12 protein-coding genes are annotated in these 18,334 nt (G+C 49.4%); 8 read left to right on the top strand and 4 right to left on the bottom strand.

Going from position 1 to position 18,334, the window contains the following annotated elements; translation table 11 throughout:
* Positions 1–87 precede the first annotated feature (87 nt).
* From ACN0YR_RS10675 to ACN0YR_RS10665, 3 genes are all read left to right on the top strand, one after another.
* Positions 88–735, top strand: a complete 648-nt coding sequence (locus tag ACN0YR_RS10675; protein ID WP_417849203.1) for a DUF1579 domain-containing protein — start codon at positions 88–90, stop codon at positions 733–735.
* Positions 736–900: 165 nt separating this feature from the next.
* Positions 901–1,965, top strand: coding sequence for a peptidyl-alpha-hydroxyglycine alpha-amidating lyase family protein (locus ACN0YR_RS10670; protein WP_417849202.1), 1,065 nt, complete (start codon positions 901–903; stop codon positions 1,963–1,965).
* A 595-nt stretch (positions 1,966–2,560) separates the two neighbouring features.
* Entirely contained in the window at positions 2,561–2,971 is a 411-nt protein-coding gene (locus tag ACN0YR_RS10665; protein ID WP_417849201.1) for a hypothetical protein, read from the top strand.
* Positions 2,972–3,169: 198 nt separating this feature from the next.
* Here the strand turns inward: ACN0YR_RS10665 and ACN0YR_RS10660 are convergent, their stop codons facing one another.
* Complete coding sequence (locus ACN0YR_RS10660; RefSeq protein ID WP_417849200.1) at positions 3,170–4,633, bottom strand: neutral/alkaline non-lysosomal ceramidase N-terminal domain-containing protein; 1,464 nt, start codon at positions 4,631–4,633, stop codon at positions 3,170–3,172.
* 498 nt (positions 4,634–5,131) lie between these two features.
* On the opposite strand from ACN0YR_RS10660, the gene ACN0YR_RS10655 reads away from it, so the two are divergent.
* The 4 genes from ACN0YR_RS10655 to menC all read left to right on the top strand — a co-directional run bounded on the left by ACN0YR_RS10655 (position 5,132) and on the right by menC (position 11,877).
* Positions 5,132–6,961, top strand: a complete 1,830-nt coding sequence (locus tag ACN0YR_RS10655) for a CocE/NonD family hydrolase (RefSeq protein WP_417849199.1) — start codon at positions 5,132–5,134, stop codon at positions 6,959–6,961.
* A gap of 207 nt (positions 6,962–7,168) precedes the next feature.
* On the top strand, positions 7,169–9,040 hold the full coding sequence (locus ACN0YR_RS10650; protein ID WP_417849198.1) for a CocE/NonD family hydrolase: 1,872 nt from the start codon (positions 7,169–7,171) through the stop codon (positions 9,038–9,040).
* A gap of 66 nt (positions 9,041–9,106) precedes the next feature.
* Entirely contained in the window at positions 9,107–10,567 is a 1,461-nt protein-coding gene (locus ACN0YR_RS10645) for a hypothetical protein (RefSeq protein ID WP_417849197.1), read from the top strand.
* Between the two features lie 188 nt (positions 10,568–10,755).
* Entirely contained in the window at positions 10,756–11,877 is a 1,122-nt protein-coding gene (gene menC / locus ACN0YR_RS10640) for an o-succinylbenzoate synthase (protein ID WP_417849196.1), read from the top strand.
* Between the two features lie 65 nt (positions 11,878–11,942).
* On the opposite strand, the gene ACN0YR_RS10635 is transcribed toward menC, so the two are convergent.
* From ACN0YR_RS10635 to ACN0YR_RS10625, 3 genes are all read right to left on the bottom strand, one after another.
* Positions 11,943–13,112, bottom strand: a complete 1,170-nt coding sequence (locus ACN0YR_RS10635; protein ID WP_417849195.1) for a sialidase family protein — start codon at positions 13,110–13,112, stop codon at positions 11,943–11,945.
* A 66-nt stretch (positions 13,113–13,178) separates the two neighbouring features.
* Positions 13,179–13,562 (bottom strand): Dabb family protein, encoded by a 384-nt coding sequence (locus ACN0YR_RS10630; RefSeq protein ID WP_417849194.1) that lies wholly within the window; start codon positions 13,560–13,562, stop codon positions 13,179–13,181.
* A gap of 188 nt (positions 13,563–13,750) precedes the next feature.
* Positions 13,751–15,865, bottom strand: coding sequence for a 3-keto-disaccharide hydrolase (locus ACN0YR_RS10625; RefSeq protein ID WP_417849193.1), 2,115 nt, complete (start codon positions 15,863–15,865; stop codon positions 13,751–13,753).
* Between the two features lie 479 nt (positions 15,866–16,344).
* On the opposite strand from ACN0YR_RS10625, the gene ACN0YR_RS10620 reads away from it, so the two are divergent.
* A complete protein-coding gene (locus ACN0YR_RS10620) occupies positions 16,345–18,318 on the top strand; it encodes a hypothetical protein (RefSeq protein ID WP_417849192.1) in 1,974 nt (657 codons plus the stop codon).
* The last annotated feature ends 16 nt before the right edge of the window (positions 18,319–18,334 follow it).

Raw genomic sequence — 18,334 nt, 5'->3', positions numbered from 1 at the left:
TTCTCGCCTGTTATCTGGCGACACCGGCGAAACGGAGAAACTGACTCGCACAATGGGGAAGAAGACCAGTAAGATAAGAGAACGTCGATGTCTCCCGCTGGCACTTCGTCGATTCTCACGCGATCACCGGGACACGAAATTTTCACAATGATGGAGTTTCGAGCAATGATTTTGAAGAGATTAGCCATTCATTTTGCGTTGATTGTGTCTGTGTCAGCGATAGACCTCGCTGCGCAAGAGACGCAATTTCCTATGCCAAAGAAAGAGCATGTGTGGCTCCAGCAATTTGCTGGGGAGTGGGACTCGACGTCGAAGAGTGTCGCGACTGCAGATCATCCAGCGATGCAGTTTTCAGGAAAGTTCGAATCTCGAATGGTAGGTGGCTTTTGGGTCCTCAATGAAATGACTGCCGACACCGGCGACGTCCAGTTCATAGGGATTCAGACGATTGGCTATGATGAGGAAAAGAAGAAATACGTTGGAACCTGGATTGATTCGATGATGAATCATATGTGGAAATATGAGGGAACTCTTGACGATTCAGGTAAGAAACTTTCGCTGCTTGCCGAAGGGCCAAACATGCTCAAGCCGGGGACAACGGCAACCTACCGTGACAGCTACGAGTTCAAATCGAAAGATCACATTATCGCAACATCTGAGATGAAAAATGAAGATGGTGAATGGCTCACTTTTATGACGGGCGATCTCAAACGGCGGGTGCGCGATAGCCAATAACATCTTTCAGTTCGGAACAGATCGAGTGAAGTTGCAGAAGCTCGTCGGTGAGTCAGCTGCCTGCAATAGACGATCAGCGAAATTGATACTGATGAAATGCTGAGCTGCTCACAGTTCAACGACTAATAGATAGACAGCCAATAGATAGCCGGGAGAATTATTCTTATGATTTCACAAGCTCGTATTTTCTGGTCGTTGCTGATCGCAATTGCTTTTGGAATTTCTCTTTCATCGACAAGTCCGCTCCATGCGCAGAACCCCGGATTCGCGAAGGAACCGGTGATTACTGAGTACGACGTCGATCCGAACTGGCCTGTGCGACCAGACGAAATTGCTGCTGCTGGGTGGGTCTCCGGACTTTCGATTGACGACAAGGATCAGGTCTGGTTCTTTCGCAAAGGGCCGGACCCGGTACAGGTTTATACCAGCGACGGAAAATTTGTCCGCAGCTGGGGGAATGAACATAACTTCGTCAATCCTCATCATCTTCGTATCGGGCCGGATGGAAGTATCTGGCTTGCAGATTTCGGGCGTCATGTGGTGCAGAAGTTTACTGTTGAGGGGAAGCCGCTTCAGACATTAGGTGTTCTCGATGAGCGTGGTGATGACAACGATCATTTCGACCGGCCGACCGACATGGCGATCACGCCTGCAGGAGATGTCTTTGTTACCGATGGTTACGGAAACAATCGGCGAATCATGCACTTTGATAGCGATGGGAAATTCGTCAAAACCTGGGGAGAGTATGGCTCTGCACCGGGTAAATTTATCTTGCCTCATTCCATCGTTGTCGATTCCAAAGGGAAGCTCTATGTCGCGGACCGGAACAGTGGGCGAATTCAGGTCTTTGATCAGTCGGGAAAATATCTTGACTCATGGGGCAACGTCATTATGCCGTGGGGGCTTTCAATCACGAAGAATGATGAGCTTTGGGTGTGCGGTTCTTCACCACACTGGTGGCTTCGCGATGGCAAGTACCCGGAGTTCAAGGATCAGGTCTTCATGAAGTTTTCGACTGATGGGCGAGTCCTGCAGGTTTGGCAAATTCCCCTTGGGGACATTGGAGACGACAAAAACAATCCGGACACTTCTCGACTCAAACCGGGTGAGGCCGTCGGCGTTCACTGCATCGCTGCCGACTCGAAAGGCAATTTATTCGTTGGTGAAATCTACAGCGAGCGTGCCCAGAAGTTCGTCCCCGTGACCAGCCGAACTCCTCCGAAGAAGTAATAGAAGCTGACGTTTTGCCTCACCGATAGAAGCTGACGTTTTGCCTCATCGTACGTGCCCCATGTTTGCCAGGTTGACGAGGCTCTTTTCAGCTGAGAGAACGAGCTTTTCGTTCGCCTTTGGCCTTTATGTCGCCTGTTGCACAAGGCAGGAGGGACGTTCTCGCTTCGTTCATTGAATGGCGTGTCGTTCAAATTCAAAATCGTCAACGTACGACCATGAATTCAATCAGAACTCAATCTTTAAGCCCGTGACCAACTGTTAGACTGGGAACTGACCTTGCTGCCTAAAGTTGCTCCACGGTAGAGCAGTTTGCTTTACCGTGTGCCCGCGAAGAAAGTGTTTCGACAGTAAAAATGCTGCTCGCCATGAGTCAGAGCCTGCATACCAATTCGAAAGATACTCTAATAGTGAAGCATCTTTTGCTTGCAGCATGTCGCGGATTATAGGAGTAGGTGTGCACTGCTGCGCCGGCGATTTATCCGGAAATTCAGTTGCATATAATGATCATCGATTATAGATTCTTCGCACAGGCATCAACCGGTGTTGATTCGAACTTCGTCGCGTGGGCAAACCATTAAACAAGGGCAACTGCATGCTGGTTTTTAATAGATTATTTCACCTTGGCATCATCATCATGTGTTGTTGCTCTTCGCCACAACTCGTGCAGGCCGATGATGATATTGTCGGTGTCATCTGGCAATTGGGGATCAAAGAAAAGAGTGGAAAAGTTAAACCGGGGCCAACATTTCGTGCAACTCCTGACAAAAAAGTTTGGAACACTCCTCGTAGTGGCTTGCCAAAGGTCGTAGGGACCTGGAGCGGAGACGAAGAGAACACAAAAATGGTGGTCGATGGTCTTAAGAGTCCAAAAACAATTCAGTTCAATGGTAAGTATGAGTTTGTGCTGATTGTTAAAGCACCCTCAAAGCTGTGGCAAGGGACCTTCAAACCAGAAGGAAGCGACATTGAGGTCCCTATTCTTGTAAGACTGATCAAAGACTAGAGCAGTTTGCTCTACCGTTTGCCTGTGAAGGACGCATTTCTCTAGAACTGGTCCTGAAACGAGAAATTGCTCTCTCAAACGTTGAGGAAAGCGGCTATTCCAGCTGTTTCCGGACCGCTTCTAGTAAAAATGCTGTTCGCCACGAGGCAGATCCTGCAAACCAATTCGAAAGATGCTCTAGTGCAGTTTGCTCTAGAATCACTTCACAGCTGATTCGCCTTTCAGCTCATTCATCATTTCGAGAAGATTGTTGACGAGAATCACTGAAGCGTCCTTCTGTACTTGATTTGTTCCCAGCCATGTTTCGTAGCCACCGAGTCGGTGCTGTTCAGGAGTGGGGAGATATCCGTGTCGCCCATTGGCAAGACCGATGACCATCGTTTGAGGAAACGGGCTTCTGTCCTTGAGTTCAAGTCCCGTTTCGACGAATGTTTCAAACGGAATCCCACAGACGACAAGATCGCCGATGCGGATCGCCTGAATTTTTACAGTAAGGGTCTCCTCTTCTCGTTCTGCAAATTGAACGACCCGGCGGGCGTAGTTTTGGGCGAGTCGCGGCAGACTGTCGATCTCAGCTTTGTCTTTGACAGCCAGAACTTTACGGGCTGCATCGACTTCTTCAGCAGAGGGACGCCGATATTTCAGTTCCACTTTTCTTTCAAGCATCTGTAAAGGGATATTGTTTTTGTGTTCATCGATTTTCCGATAGGCAAACCAGGCAGTGTCCGCAGCTTTAGAAGCCACGATACGAATTTGCTCGAAAGGCTCGCGAGGAGGACGTGTGACATTAAACGGAATGTTATTGATGTCGCCGGATGTTCCGTTCGACATCATCGCCACGAACTCATTAGTTCCACGCAATCGAGAGGGCATCAGGCGGGCAAATTCTCCAAAATAATCTGCCGAGAGCTGACCTCTGGGAGTCGCTCCCACATAATGCAAAGAATAATTTGCAAAGAGTGTGAGTTGTCTGCGCCGCGCGTCCTGCACAGAGATGATCGTAATGTCGGGATCAGTTGGTCCGGCGGGACGATCCAGGACATCAGGGCTGCGAGACGGGTTCATTTTGACGATGTCCATCTTGCCAAACGGATTTAGAGGCATCTTGCCCGCTTTCAGAAACCAGCGACGATTGAAGACTTCATCAGGCAAAGGATGAGAGGCAGCACCTACAGATGCTGGTTGCAGAGACGCGTGAGCTTGAATAATCGATTCCGCCATTCCCTCAGTCAGAACCTTTCGATACGCAACAGCCGGGCCGTCTTCACTTCTCGTACTGTAAGGGGGGCCGCTATGTGTATGCGTTGAACTGATCAGCATGTGATCAATTTCAATGCCTGTTTTCTTCGACGCGATGGCTTTGGCTTCTTCCAAAATTTCCGGAGAGACTCCCAGGCTGTCGACAACGACCATTGCCAGCATGGTGACACCATTGTCGAGAACCATTGCCCGGGCGAAGAGAGGGTCATGCGCACTTGTGGCCATGTTTGCATTGAATCCACCAGGCATGTTCAGAGGGAACTCTGTTGGTGTGATGTCGACAGCTGCTGCTCCAGCTCGCAACGGAGTTTCAGAAGGGGCGGGCTCTTTCTTCTCTGCTCCGAATAATGAAAAGTTTGATAACCAGAAGACTGCGAGAGCGAAGTAAATGAGCTTGGGCATATCTGACTTTCTCACTGGGGTTTTGATGAACCGAATCGGGGAGCAGCAACTCTCTGCTCATGAAAGGCTGGAGGGCAGGGCGTCATCACGAGATGTGATGTCGTCCATTTCAGGTGTGCGGACAAGTCTGTGGGAATGTGCGGTGAGGCAGCCTCATCATTGCGATTCAGAGGAAGTTCTCATCATGCATTAGAGGCCTCAATTATTCTTGCCATAGTCCAGGTGACAAGCAAGTCAGCAAGGATTCTCAAGTCGTGATGAAATTGAAAAGGCGTTCCCTCCGAGAAAATCTCTTTGGAAATAATCCGTATCCAAAGACCAGTGAAGAAGTTTTTCTTCTTTCGATTTTTATCGAGGCTGATCTTGAACTCTAGCGATCTCGGATAGGGATAGATAACCTGCAAAGAGTTCACAGGACTTACTGAATACCAGGTGAAGATTTTTTTCACTCTTCACTGCTCACGTGACACTAACATCCAACAGCCTTGAGACCTTCAAATGAATTTGACTCTCCTTCGCTTTGCCTTGGCCTGTTGTATTGCGACTGCTTTCGTGGCGGAGTTTTCCGTTGTCGCTGAGGCTCAGGCACCACAAGCTGGTGACTATTCTAAAGTGAAGCATCAGGTCCTTGAGGAACTGAACAGCGAAGCGCCGATGCGTGATGGTGTCAAACTGAAGATTGATATCTTTCGCCCCAAAGCAGAAGGACGCTTTCCAGCGATTCTTCAACAGACACCGTACAACAAAAATGGACAAGCGGCTCGCGCAAGGAATTTTGCCTCGCGTGGCTATGTGGTTATCAATGTCGATTCTCGCGGACGGTTCGAGTCGGGCGGGGAGTGGGATCCATTTTCGGCGAAGCACAAGACCGATGGCTACGATTTAGTCCAATGGATCGCGGAGCAAAGTTGGTGTAACGGGAACGTTGGCACCTATGGTTTGTCATATATGGGTTGGACCCAATGGTGGACGGCGTCTCAATCGCCCCCTGCATTAAAAGCCATCGTCCCCGAAGTCGCTCCACCGGATCAGTTTTATAACTGCCCGTATCAAAACGGAATCTTCGTCTGCTGGATGATGGATTGGGCAGGCTCCACATCTGACCGAAATCCACATAGTGCTGGTCCAGGTGCTTACGGTGGATTCGCCGTTGATCGCGAAAAAACCTATGACCAACTTCCTTATATCGACTTCGACAAAACTCGAAATTACAAACCGAATACATGGTGGCGGAAGTGGATTCAGCAAAACACTGCGAGTGGTGAATACTGGAAGGCGATTTCATATCAGACACCTGAAAGTTACGCGAAGGTGAAGGTTCCGTCATTGGCGATTTCCGGATGGTTTGACGCGAACTTTCCCGGCACACCTATGAACTATCTGGCAATGAAAAAACATGGGGGGACTGAAGCAGCACGCCAACCCCGAATGGTCATCGGTCCCTGGGAACATATTATCAATCGTAGGCAGGTCGCGGCGGGTGTCGATTTTGGCGAGCAGGCAATCATTGACTGGGATGGTTACATCCTGCGATGGTTCGACCATCATCTCAAAGGCGTTGATAATGGAGTGTTGAAAGACCCTCCTGTGCATATCTTTGTGATGGGAAGAAACCAGTGGCGAACGGCACAGGACTGGCCGTTACCGGAGACGCAATTTACGAAATATTACTTGCACAGTTCCGGAATGGCGAATTCTTCAGACGGAGACGGCAGTCTCACGACGCTGCCGCCAGGTGACGAATCGCCGGACCTTTACGTCTACGATCCTCGCGATCCAACACCCTCAGCGGGCTTCACCAACGGTCACATTGATGGCCCTCGTGACATCAGTCAGTCCGCAACGCGACAGGATGTGTTGGTGTACGACACTCCAGTTCTCACGGAAGATGTCGAACTCATCGGACCGATCTCTGCCACAATTTTTGCCGCCACAAGTGCTCACGATACCGATTGGATGATTCGCCTTTCCGATGTCAAACCAGATGGCAGCGCGATGTTTCTGGCTGAGGGAGTCATGCGAGCTCGGCATCGAGATCCTGAAAATCAGGGAGCCTTTAATCCTTACAAGCTGAGTGAAATCAATCCCAACGAAGCGTATGAATATCAGCTTGAATTCTGGCGTCCAACCGGAAACGTGTTCGCTCGTGGGAATCGCATTCGAGTTGAAATTTCCAGTAGCTACTATCCGTACTATTTAAGAAATCCAAATTCAAAAATGGACAACATCGGAAAGGTCACCACTTTTCAATCAGCAAAGCAAACAATTTTTCATGATGCAAAACGGCCATCACATCTCACGCTTCCCGTCATCCCGATTAGCCAGTGAATCAATTGACGATCTCTCATTGTAATGAAAATTTCTTTAAGACTTGTTTTCTGATTCATGGGCGACAAAGCTGAACAGTGAAAGTGCTTTGACACTGTTCGTCGAACGTTTCGATCACCACGACGATGCGGTGGCAATCATGCCATTCGCACTCTATTACCATCGTTCACACTATTGTTGAACAATAAAATATTGAAGGAAGTTTGAATGCGTACGATGCACCACTGGGTGTTGCTGATCACACTTTGTCTTACGAGCGGGGCGTACTCGCATGCGGACGACTACGTTGTTGAAAAAGATATCATGGTCCCGATGCGGGATGGAATACGGCTGGCGACGGATGTCTATCGGCCAGCGAAAGACGGGAAACCGGTCGATGAAGCACTCCCAGTGATCTTGAGTCGACTTCCTTACAATAAAAATGGACAAGTCACAGCTGCCAAGTACTTTGCCACGAATGGATACGTGTTCGTTGCGCAAGACACTCGCGGTCGTTACAAGTCTGAAGGAGTCTGGCACATGCTCAGCGACGACGGTCCCGACGGTGTCGACTGTGCAGCCTGGATCGGGAAGCAGTCGTGGTCGAATGGCAAGATCGGGATGATTGGGACTTCTTATTATGGGGGAACGCAACATTCGATGGCCCTCGCTGGTGCTCCTGAATTGACGACAGTCATCCCCGTCGATGCCATGTCAAACATGGGGCGGCAAAGTCTTCGCAATGCCGGAGCTTTCGAATTGCGATTTTGGAATTGGATCTTTCTGAATGCAGGTCGCGGCAGTCGTGCCTCACATGATCCGGGAACTGTTGAAGTTCTGAAAGAGATGGCGGATCAACGATTTGCCTACCTTGAGAATTTTCCGACACGACGCGGACAAACTCCATTGCGACTCGCTCCCGAGTATGAAGACTGGTTGCTGACTGCAATGGAAAGCGGTCCAGATGATGAGTTCTGGTCGGCGGTGAACATTGTGGAAAATCCTGAGAAGTACAAAGACATTCCTGTTTATCTGGTCTCAGGCTGGTACGACTCTTGGGGTGGAAATAACACTGCCAACTTCATGGCACTCAGCAAGACCATCAAAGGGCCCGTTTTCATGATCATGGGACCGTGGATTCATGGTCAACAGGCTGCTTACGCTCATGGGGATGTCACATTCGGCAAAGATGCTGCCATTGCAGATCAATGGGCCTGGCGCAAGGAATGGTACGACCGCTGGTTGAAAGGGATCGACAACTCTGTCGGCAAATCGGGTCTATTCAAGACGCCAGTGCGAATTTTCGTCATGGGAACCGGAGACGGCACGAAAGATGAAAAAGGCCGGTTGAAGCATGGCGGATATTGGCGAAGCGAAAACGACTGGCCATTAGCTCGAACAGAGTACACAGATTTCTATCTGCAACCTGACGGCAACTTGTCGACTGCCAAACCAGAAGAAGAAAAAGCAGTCACTCAATTCCAGTTCGATCCGAAAAATCCAGTCCCGACCATCGGAGGAAATATTTCGTCAGGCAACGATATTCTGTTGCAAGGTGCACGTAATCAGAAGGGTGGCCCACAAGTCTGGAATTTCAAATCGCCAATTCCAATCTCCGCTCGCAATGATGTCCTCGTTTTTCAATCGGAACCACTCGAACAAGACCTTGAAGTGACCGGTGAAATCGAAGTGAAACTCTACGCCTCCAGTTCTGCAGTTGATACCGACTTCACTGCGAAGTTGATCGATGTCTATCCACCATCGAAAGACTGGCCAGCCGGTTTTGACTTAAATATTGGTGACGGAATTGTGCGCGGACGATTTCGGGAATCGCTCAAAAAAGAAGTTTTGATGAATCCGGGCGAGACTTACGAATTTACAATCAAGCTTTATCCGACTTCGAATGTCTTCAAGAAAGGCCATCGAATTCGGGTCGATATTTCGAGTTCCAACTTTCCTCGCTTCGATGTGAATCCAAACACGGGCGAACCGTTGAATCGACATCGACGAACAGAAGTGGCAACTCAAACAATTTTCCATGATGCCTCGCACCCAAGCCGAATCATTCTGCCAGTGATTCCCATAACATCCGCAAAGTAATTTCCTTCCTCTCGCAAGTGTGCTGACTGTTCTGACACACTTCCTACCTGAATCGGAGAAAACTCAATGCTGCAATCTTTGCAATGCTTTCATCGTTCCTTCGCGACCATGTGTGTTGCTGCCTTGGCGATTTCATTCACAACCCCACTAGCCGCCGCCGAACTGTACATTGGAGGTGCCACCACCAGTATCACCCCGGACCAACCGGTCGCCCTTTCCGGTCAGATGCGTACGCGGATCTCACAAAAGCCTGCTAATGAGTGCACCGCGACCGCTTTGGCGATTGAGTCGCGCGAGGGGGACAAAGTCATCGATCAAGCGATTCTGGTGTCCTGCGATTTGGTGGCGATTCGTGACGGGATCATTGATGTGGTTCGCGAACGAGTTCAAGACCAACTCCCGGGATTTGACATCAAAAAATTGGTCTTGAATGCCACTCACACGCATACTGGTCCAGTGATGCGTGAAGGCATTTACCAGCTTCCATCTGAAGGGGTGATGCAGCCAAATGAATACGTTGATTTTCTAGCCGACCGAATTGCCGAAATTGTAGCCAATGCGTGGAATTCACGAGATACCGGCAGCGTCGCCTGGGGACTTGGGCATGCGGTTGTCGCACAGAATCGTCGAGTTCAATTTTCCAACGGTACAGCTGCGATGTACGGAAAGACAAACAGTCAAAATTTCCGTGCCATCGAAGGCTACGAAGATCACGAAATCAATGTCCTTTACTTCTGGGACAAGAACGAAAAGCTCATTGCCACAGCAATCAACGTCGCCTGCCCTGCACAGGAAGTCGAAAGCGGTTCAGCTGTCAACGCCGATTTCTGGCATGAAGTTCGTGAAACTCTCCGCGCCAAGCACGGCGAAGACTTACTCGTTCTCGGCTGGACTGGAGCCGCTGGAGATCAATCACCGCATCTGATGTACAGCAAGCCAGCAGAAGAGCGAATGCGGAAATTGCGAGGTCTGACACGACTTCAGGAACTGTCACGACGCATCGTCGTTGCCTGGGAAGAAGCCTACGAAGGTGCAAGCAAAGAGCGACACAGCGACGTCCCATTGATTCACAAGGTCGAAATGATCGAACTCCCAGAACGAATGGTGACTGAAACCGAAGCAACCGACATTAGTAAGAAAGTTGCTGAACTGTCAAAAGATCCCAATAATAAAACACGGACACGCTGGCATCAGAATGCCGTTGATCGCTTTCACAGACAGCAAGCTGGAGAATTAAACCCGTATGAGATGGAACTGCACGCCATTCGATTGGGCGACATTGCGATCGCCACGAACGACTTTGAGTTGTTCACTGACTTCGGTATTCAAATGAAAGGCCGCAGCCCAGCCTTACAGACCTTCATCATCCAACTCGCTGGTCCCGGGACTTATGTTCCAACTGAACGGGCCGCAAAAGGTGGCGGCTACAGTGCCATCGTCGAAAGTAACTTAGTCGGAGCTGAAGGGGGACAAGTTCTCGTCGAGAAAACGCTTAAAGCTTTGAACGAACTGTGGGATAAGAAGTAATGGTCAAAACTTCCATTTGAGAGACTTCGGAATATTTCTCGAACAGGAAGTCACGGCAATCGCTACGATGCGAGCTGAGAATGGGAAGTCAGGGCACAGTTCTTTTAAGAATTTGTGTCCTGATTTTTTCTTTCATCAGTGGCAAGACATTCTACAAAATTAAACGACCTACTACTGCAAGATGATTCATGAAGCTGGAACAAGTTGAGTTATTACACGTTCGTCGTCGATTGGCACATCCGTTTCGAATTAGTCTGGGCGCGATCGCTGCGCGTGAGTTCGTTGTGCTGCGTGGTCAAGCGGATGGTTTGACTGTTTATGGCGAAGCCAACATTGATGCACGTCCATTCTATGCTTCCGAGACTGTTGGCACTGTCTGGGAAATGATCTCTGAAGTTCTCCTCCCGATGGTCTTGGGGAAGTCCTTCGACTCGATTGAAGATGTTTGTCGGACATGGCATTCAATTCGTGGGCATGAGTACGCCAAAGCTGCGGTGGAGCACTTGTATTGGGATCTTCTCGGAAAGGAACGCGGGGAGCCAATCCAGCAACTTCTCGGAGGGCAGGGCGAAACGGTCGAAGTCGGGACCAGCCATTCGATTGGTTCAAATCCGCAAGAATTCATTGCTGATATTGAATCCGCACTGGAAGAGGGGATTCGCAGAATCAAAATCAAAGTACAGCCAGGTTGGGATGATCAACCGCTCAAGCTGATTCGTGAACACTTTGGTGACATTACATTAATGGCTGACGCAAATGCTGCGTACTTGCCAGAACATGTCGATCACTTAGCGAGTTTAGATCAATTCGACATGCTGATGCTCGAACAGCCTTTACCGCCATTCGACCTTGTCTACCACAAAGAATTAGCAAGCCGAATCAAAACTCCATTGTGCCTCGATGAAGGGGCACATGACTTGCCGATGGTGGAGAACGCAGTCACCTTTGATGCCTGCCAGATCGTGAACATTAAAGTTGGACGTGTCGGCGGACTCTCAGAAGCTAAGTTGATTCACGACTGGTGCCACGCGAGGCAAATTCCGCTTTGGTGCGGACGCCGAACCGGTTCGGGCATTTCAATGGCAAGCGAACTGGCACTCGCCACGCTTCCGGGCTTTAAATTTCCGACGGACCACGGCATCGAGTTGATTCAGGAAACGATGGACCACTTCGTCCACATTGACCAGTTTGAACTCTCAGATGCCTTCGCCCGCATCCCGACTGGACCGGGAATTGGAGTCGAAGTCGACGACACAATGCTGGACGAACTTGCGATTCGCCGAATGGTGATCAAACCTTCAAGTGCGTAAATGAAAAAGCAGAAGAAATGGTATGCCCAATACCACACTTCTGCATCATGATGTCAATCAATGATTCACTCTTTAGCGGAGCTTTTCTCAGCCTTGTACAACCATTCAACTGGCAGACGAGTAATCTGGAGCGAATTCAGCCTTGGGTATTCGCAGTGTCCCAGCACCACGTGATCGCCAACGAAGTCGATGGCTGTGTAGCAATACCATCCTTCTGGATCTGCACCGATATTCTGGACGTGCTGCCAAGTCGCTCCTTCATCTTTGGAGATTGCAGCGGTGAAAGGTCGACGCCCAACTGGTTTTGCTGAGGCGAGCGGATCATCACCATTATTCCAGACCAGTAGTAAATCCCCCGTTGAAGGGATACGTTCAATTGAGGCCGGAGAAGGAGTTGGCTGCGGAATGTTTGATCGCTTCAATTCGGACCATGTGTCGCCTTGATCTGTAGATTGTGTGACAAGTTGACAATCACGACTTCGGCAAAACATCATGAGTTTGCCATCTTTCAGTTCCACAACTCCCGGTTCCTGAGCCAGTAATTCCGTTTCTAATGTGCTTTGACTGGCTCGCCAGGTCTTGCCATTGTCGTCGGAAAGGTAGCAGAGGATCTGTGCGGAATTCCTCCACTTCGGCCAGCCCGGAAGATAATGAACCGCCAACGGAACAACCAACCGGCCAGACTTTAATTGAACCACACGATCATTGTTTAATACGCGATAGCCCTGGTGATCTTTAGGAACCACGTAAGTTGGCTCTGACCACGTTTCTCCTTCGTCGGAACTGGTTCGCATCAGAATGTAGTCCAGATGAGAATAGTTTTCTCCTTGTGGACTGTCGTACTTTTGGACATAGAAGAGTGCGATCTTGCCATTCTGTAAACGCAACAGCGAAACAGACATCAGGTTCGCTTCACCTGCTTTTCGCGAAATGACTTTAACGTCATCTTGACTCCAGGTTTTTCCACCGTCAGAGGAGTATCGTCCTACAAGTTCAGCCGGGGCATGATCGCCTGTTCCGATAAACTTTGTGTAGATCAGTAGTAGACGACCATCTTTTAGTTGAATGAAGTCTCCTTCGCTGTTCCTGCCATTCTCCGGTCCCGGAGACAATCGCAGCGGCTTTTCGACTCCCGGTGCCACGCCTTGAGGAGAACGGTCTGCGGCGGTTGTTGCAGTTACGAAAGCGAGTGTGATCGCAGTGACAGAAAAGATATCTCGAAAATGACGTCGCATGCTGAATGCCTATACCCTTGAGTTCAACTGTCGGATTGGAAAGGTTGCACGAAGTGCAATTTATACTTAACTCAGTGACTCGAAGTCAGCTTCCTGAAAGTCGGCAACTTCTTTCAGCCAGCGATTTTGAACGAACTCAACATGAGCGGGATGTTCACTGTAGTCAACAAATTCCTGAGCAGTTGAGAACCACATCGAGATTCCGAACGTGTGAGAATTCTTCGGACTTGTTTGACGACGAATTTGATAATCTTGCACACCTGGAATCTCAGCGAGTTTTGCCGCTGCGTTCAGGAAGTCTGTTTCCTTCGGGGATTTCGGGGCATGTTGCAAGCGAAATGTTACTGTATGTTCAATGGCACGTTGAGTCATGGTCGCTGTCTGTTTTTGTAGGACTGATCCTGAAATCTGAAATTGCTCTACCGTGTGCCCGTGAAGAACACGCTTCATCAATAAATTACTGTTCTCCACGAGGCAGAATCTAAACAACAATTCGAAAGATGATCTCAACACTGACGAAAGTGACAACTTCACATGTTTCCGGACGGTTCAAAGTGAAATGAGCGTTACGTCATTAAACAGACAGCACGCCATGAATGACGTGCTGTCTGAAATGATCGAGAAATTGCAAGCCTGAATTACTGCTTCAGCTCGTCTTTCGGAGCTTTCCCGATGGGCCACAATTCGTATCGTCTAACGAACATTTCAGCCTGTTCGGTTTGCAGAAGCAGCTTTCCAAAATCGGGCTTCGCTTCGAAACCTTCGTTGACGACAACGCCATTGACTTTGTAAAGCAAGTGTCCGCCATCTGCAATGACTTCCATTCGTGTCCACTCACCGAATGGGCTTTCGACGTCATCTTTTCCTCGGAAGTCGATCTTGTCGACCCAGTCCACATCTCGTCCGTACCAGTTGATACGTCCGCTGGAGAGTGTGGTTCGTTCGCCACCTTTCTTCCAGACTTTTTCGCCATCTCGGTCTTTCGTGATTTCTGCCGTCAAAGAAACCGGATAAGCCTGGCCTGTAACGGGATCAGAGCCGGACAGCACGAGAATGTCGCCAACTCCACCTTCAATGATTTGGGCTTCAATGGATGCCATCCATGTTTTCGAAAGGCCACCGTCCGGTCCCCAGCAATGGACCAATAGTCCAGAGTCACGTGTTCGATCGACTCGATTTCCCCAGGTTTTCTTGCCCCATTTGAATTCCAGAATGAGGTGGTAGTCACGGTAAGATTCATTGGTGATCAATCCGCCGTAACCGTCGCCGGAAATATGAATCATGCCATCTTTGACTGTAAAGATTTTCTTGGGGTCAGAGTAATCTGAACCGCGAATCCAAGTGTACATCCCTTCCAGATTGCGACCGTTGAAGATTTTGATTGGGCCATCGGTCGGGCTGATTGCGATGTCACGTGATGGAGGAACTGCTGGCTCGCCCGGTAATTCGCGAATCGCAAGATTACGGAACTCAACCTGGTCACGATGTGCGGCCAGTCCGAAGTGACCACTCTTTCGTTTTGCTCCAGCAGGAACTTCTCCGTCTTTCGATTCTTTGACTTGCGACAAGTCAGCATTCAGAATCGTAGTTCCGTTCAATTCGACAATGATATTTGAGCCACGCATCGTGACTTTCTGGAAGTTCCATTCTCCTGTTGGGCGTAAATAGCCACGATGAGCTGGAACTAAACCATAGACAGATCCGTGGTACTGTCGGGGATCCAGCTTGGCATATTTGGGATCTTCCGAATCGAGAATTTGCAGTTCCAGTCCTGCAATATGTGGTTGCCCTTCACCAGCGTAGCGAAGAATGAACCCATTATTGCCTGCTGGCGGAAGTTTGAATTCCGAAGTTGCGACGAAGTCTGAGTATTCTTTCTCTGTGTAGAGCGATCCGATTGCTCCCTCTTTACAGACGAGATTGCCATCGACAACTTCATAGCTGTCGACTGCTCCTGTCCAACCGGCGAGATCTTTTCCGTTGAAAATTTTCTCAAAGCCTTTGTTCTTCTCTTGAGCTTGAAGAATTTCATTGGCTTCACTTCCCGGGATTTCACGCACGTAAAGTTCACGGAAATAGAGAGTGTTACCATGGTTTTGCAATTCGATCTGCCCATTGCGGTAAATTGGCAAGTTGCGTTCCCAAAGGTTTTCCATGACAACATTGTCAGCGACGAGTTGATCGTTCAGCTTGATCGTCACTTGCTCGCCAACCATGCGAATGTACATGGTGTTCCATTCGCCAACCGGCTTATCTGCTTTCACAAGCGGAAATCGCTGATGGACTTTATTGTTCCAAAGCGATCCTGAACCGTTCTCAGCTCCATGACGGAAATAAGGTTCGTGTTCGGTATCCCAGATTTGAACCTGAGGGCTGCCTCGTAGATAAATTCCGCTGTCACCTCCTTCGAGGATTTTCCAGTCAACGTAGAGTTCAAAATCTCCATAATCTTTGTCGGTGCAAAGGCTTTTCCCTTTTCCGTCAAAGACGAGTACACCATCTTCAACTTTCCAGTGTGCCCGCATGACTTCATCCGCTTGCTTCTGTGCAGTTGCAAGCTCTTCTGCGGACATGGCTGCGCGAGTCTTTGGGTTTCCGACGAGTCCTTTCCAACCGGTCAAATCTTTGCCGTTGAAAATCGGCGTGAACCCTTTGGGAGGGGCCGCCTGAAGCGTTGTCGAAAGTTGATTGAGCCCTACAAGCGTTAGTAGGGCGATCAGCATCGCTGATGCGCGACGACGAGTTCGTAACATCTTTGTTCTCCGCGGGGGTGATAGTTTCTGCAGGGTGAGTATTTCTGCAATTGTTCAAAAAACCAAAGCCAGCCTCGTTCGCAAACGATAAGGAGCAAAGCAGGATTTGGAAATTCAGTTGGGCAAAAAAAGGGGTGAAGGGGAGGGCTGATGGCCACGGGGTATGAAAATTCGTGTTGTGAAAATTCAAAGCGCGAGGACAAAAGTGGGAGGCAATACTGGAAGCGTCGCTACGTTCCCGCATCGGGAAGAGTACCGGGCTTTCAGTTTGTCATACTATCTCGTCAATGGTGACGTAGCAACTGCCGAAGCGAAGGTTTACTCGCAGACTGAGTATCAACTATGTTCCCATGAATCTGGAGCAAATTCAATTATTGATCATTAAGTTTTGCCTCGTGGCGAGCAGTCTGCGAAGCCATGAAAGTGTGCTTCACGGATACAACAAGTATTGAAAATGCTCGAACTTCAGGACTCAAGCAATGAATATCGTTCTCGGACTCTTCGCATTGGCTGTTGTCGCTGTCAGCGATGTCGACCAATCAAAAATTGATGACGTCAAGTCGGGGAAGATCACTGAGGCTCGTGCATCGTGGTGGGGGTTTGATCCGGTGGACTCCACGAAAAGCCTTCAAAGTGCAATCGACTCGGGGGCAAAGCGTGTCATCGTCGAAGACATGGGGCAGCCATGGATCGTCACCCCTCTCAGAGCAGCCAGCGATCAGGAACTGGTTTTCGAAAAAGGTGCAGTTCTTCAAGCGAAGAGGGGAGAATTCAAAGGAGGGACCGATTCGCTACTGAATATCGTTAACAAGAAAAACGTGACGGTCACCGGGTATGGGGCGACCTTTAAAATGCACCGGGATGATTACGCGAAGGCTCCTTATCGAAAGGCTGAGTGGAGAAACACGTTACTGATCCGAGGAAGTTCGAATATTAAAATTTCTGGGCTTACAATGATCGAAAGTGGGGGAGACGGAATTTACCTCGGAGTCGGAAGTGGCGGGAAAACAAACAAAGATATTCACATTCTCGATGTCGTTCTCGACAAACATTATCGCCAGGGAATCAGCGTCATCACCGCGGAAAATCTTCTGATCGAAAATACGATCATGAAGAACACTGCCGGGACGAATCCGATGGCTGGCATCGATTTTGAACCGAATCATGCCAATGAATCACTCGTGAATTGTGTCATGCGGAACTGTGTTGCGGAAGACAACACGGGGGTTGGCTACGCTTTCTACCTGCCCAATATGACTTCCAAATCGAAACCGATCTCGATCCGGCTTGAGAACTGCATCGCCCGTGGTTCGAATCGTGCTCCGATTTCCTTCACGAACGGTGAAGGTGGCGACCAGGGTCCAATGACCGGCACGGTTGACTTTATCGACTGTGACTTCTCAGGCGGAAATGGAGCGGTTGCCACTCTCAGAAGTAAACCGCTTGAAGGGGCAAAAATACGTTTCGTGAACTGTAACTTGAAGCCCGGAGCAGGAGACGCAAAAACTCCCGTGATTCAGTTCATGACGAGAGTCGGGGATCAGCGAGACGTCGGGGGGATTCACTTTGAGAACTGCGTGATTGAAGATCCAATTGGTCGACCTGTGATGAGCTTTCACGATGGAGCTGGCGGGCTAAGACTGGCGGACATCACCGGGGCTGTGACACTTCGGACAGGTGATAAAGAGACACAATTAAAGATTACTCCGGAATTACTCGCGAAGTTGCACCATGGAAACACTTTCAAACGGTTCCCGAGATACGACACCGAGAAACTTGATTTCGTTCCAGTCAGTCCAGGCAAGATCGATCAGGCCTTCACACAGACTTCATTCACTCAGCGTAAGTGGGGGACGTATCTAATTTTTGCCGAACGAGACAAAGAAATAAAAATCACTTTGAAACACTTGAAAGTTGGGAACTATTCCGGGCAGCCAATTCAGGTCAACGTGGTCACCCCCAGCGAGAAAGTCTTGAAGGTTGGGGAAGTTCCGTTTCTGTCGACCACTTCGCTGAGCTTTGTCGCACCTGAAACAGGTCTCTACCGAATCCCGATCCAAAGCGGCCCGAATAAATTTCAATTGTCCTCCACGAATTGCCCGACAGTCATGTCAGGTGAAAAGGCGCGAGTCTGGTTGATCTCTTCGGTCGGCGATTTGTACTTCTATGTCCCTGCCAACACGAAAGACTTCGGTGTGAAAATTTTCGGCGAAGGGATGGAAGGGATTGGGGCAGCGATACTGAATCCTCAAGGCAAATCTGTTTGGGAGAAGGCAACCATTGCCATGCCAGAGCAATTCGTCGGTGTTCCTGAATCCGACCAGGGAGAAATTTGGACACTGCGACTTTCGCGGCCCGCCACCGGAGCAATGGAAGACTACTTCATCGAGCTTCAAGGAATTCCTCCGTTTCTGGGCACAAACCGAGAGGGCCTGTTGAAGCCTGTGAAGTAACGCTGCGAGCAGTCAC

It is taken from the genome of Thalassoglobus sp. (assembly GCF_048270125.1).
Taxonomy (GTDB): Bacteria; Planctomycetota; Planctomycetia; order Planctomycetales; family Planctomycetaceae; genus Thalassoglobus.
The sequence above is the reverse complement of the archived record's forward strand: the minus strand, read 5'-3'. Positions and strand labels throughout refer to the sequence as shown.

Bases quoted from the DNA above. Each gene is read 5' to 3' on its own strand.
- ACN0YR_RS10630 (WP_417849194.1), bottom strand. From the start codon at position 13,562: ATGAAGCGTGTTCTTCACGGGCACACGGTAGAGCAATTTCAGATTTCA.
- ACN0YR_RS10675 (WP_417849203.1), top strand. From the start codon at position 88: ATGTCTCCCGCTGGCACTTCGTCGATTCTCACGCGATCACCGGGACAC.
- menC (WP_417849196.1), top strand. From the start codon at position 10,756: ATGAAGCTGGAACAAGTTGAGTTATTACACGTTCGTCGTCGATTGGCA.
- ACN0YR_RS10660 (WP_417849200.1), bottom strand. From the start codon at position 4,633: ATGCCCAAGCTCATTTACTTCGCTCTCGCAGTCTTCTGGTTATCAAAC.
- ACN0YR_RS10645 (WP_417849197.1), top strand. From the start codon at position 9,107: ATGCTGCAATCTTTGCAATGCTTTCATCGTTCCTTCGCGACCATGTGT.
- ACN0YR_RS10625 (WP_417849193.1), bottom strand. From the start codon at position 15,865: ATGTTACGAACTCGTCGTCGCGCATCAGCGATGCTGATCGCCCTACTA.
- ACN0YR_RS10665 (WP_417849201.1), top strand. From the start codon at position 2,561: ATGCTGGTTTTTAATAGATTATTTCACCTTGGCATCATCATCATGTGT.
- ACN0YR_RS10635 (WP_417849195.1), bottom strand. From the start codon at position 13,112: ATGCGACGTCATTTTCGAGATATCTTTTCTGTCACTGCGATCACACTC.
- ACN0YR_RS10670 (WP_417849202.1), top strand. From the start codon at position 901: ATGATTTCACAAGCTCGTATTTTCTGGTCGTTGCTGATCGCAATTGCT.
- ACN0YR_RS10650 (WP_417849198.1), top strand. From the start codon at position 7,169: ATGCGTACGATGCACCACTGGGTGTTGCTGATCACACTTTGTCTTACG.
- ACN0YR_RS10620 (WP_417849192.1), top strand. From the start codon at position 16,345: ATGAATATCGTTCTCGGACTCTTCGCATTGGCTGTTGTCGCTGTCAGC.
- ACN0YR_RS10655 (WP_417849199.1), top strand. From the start codon at position 5,132: ATGAATTTGACTCTCCTTCGCTTTGCCTTGGCCTGTTGTATTGCGACT.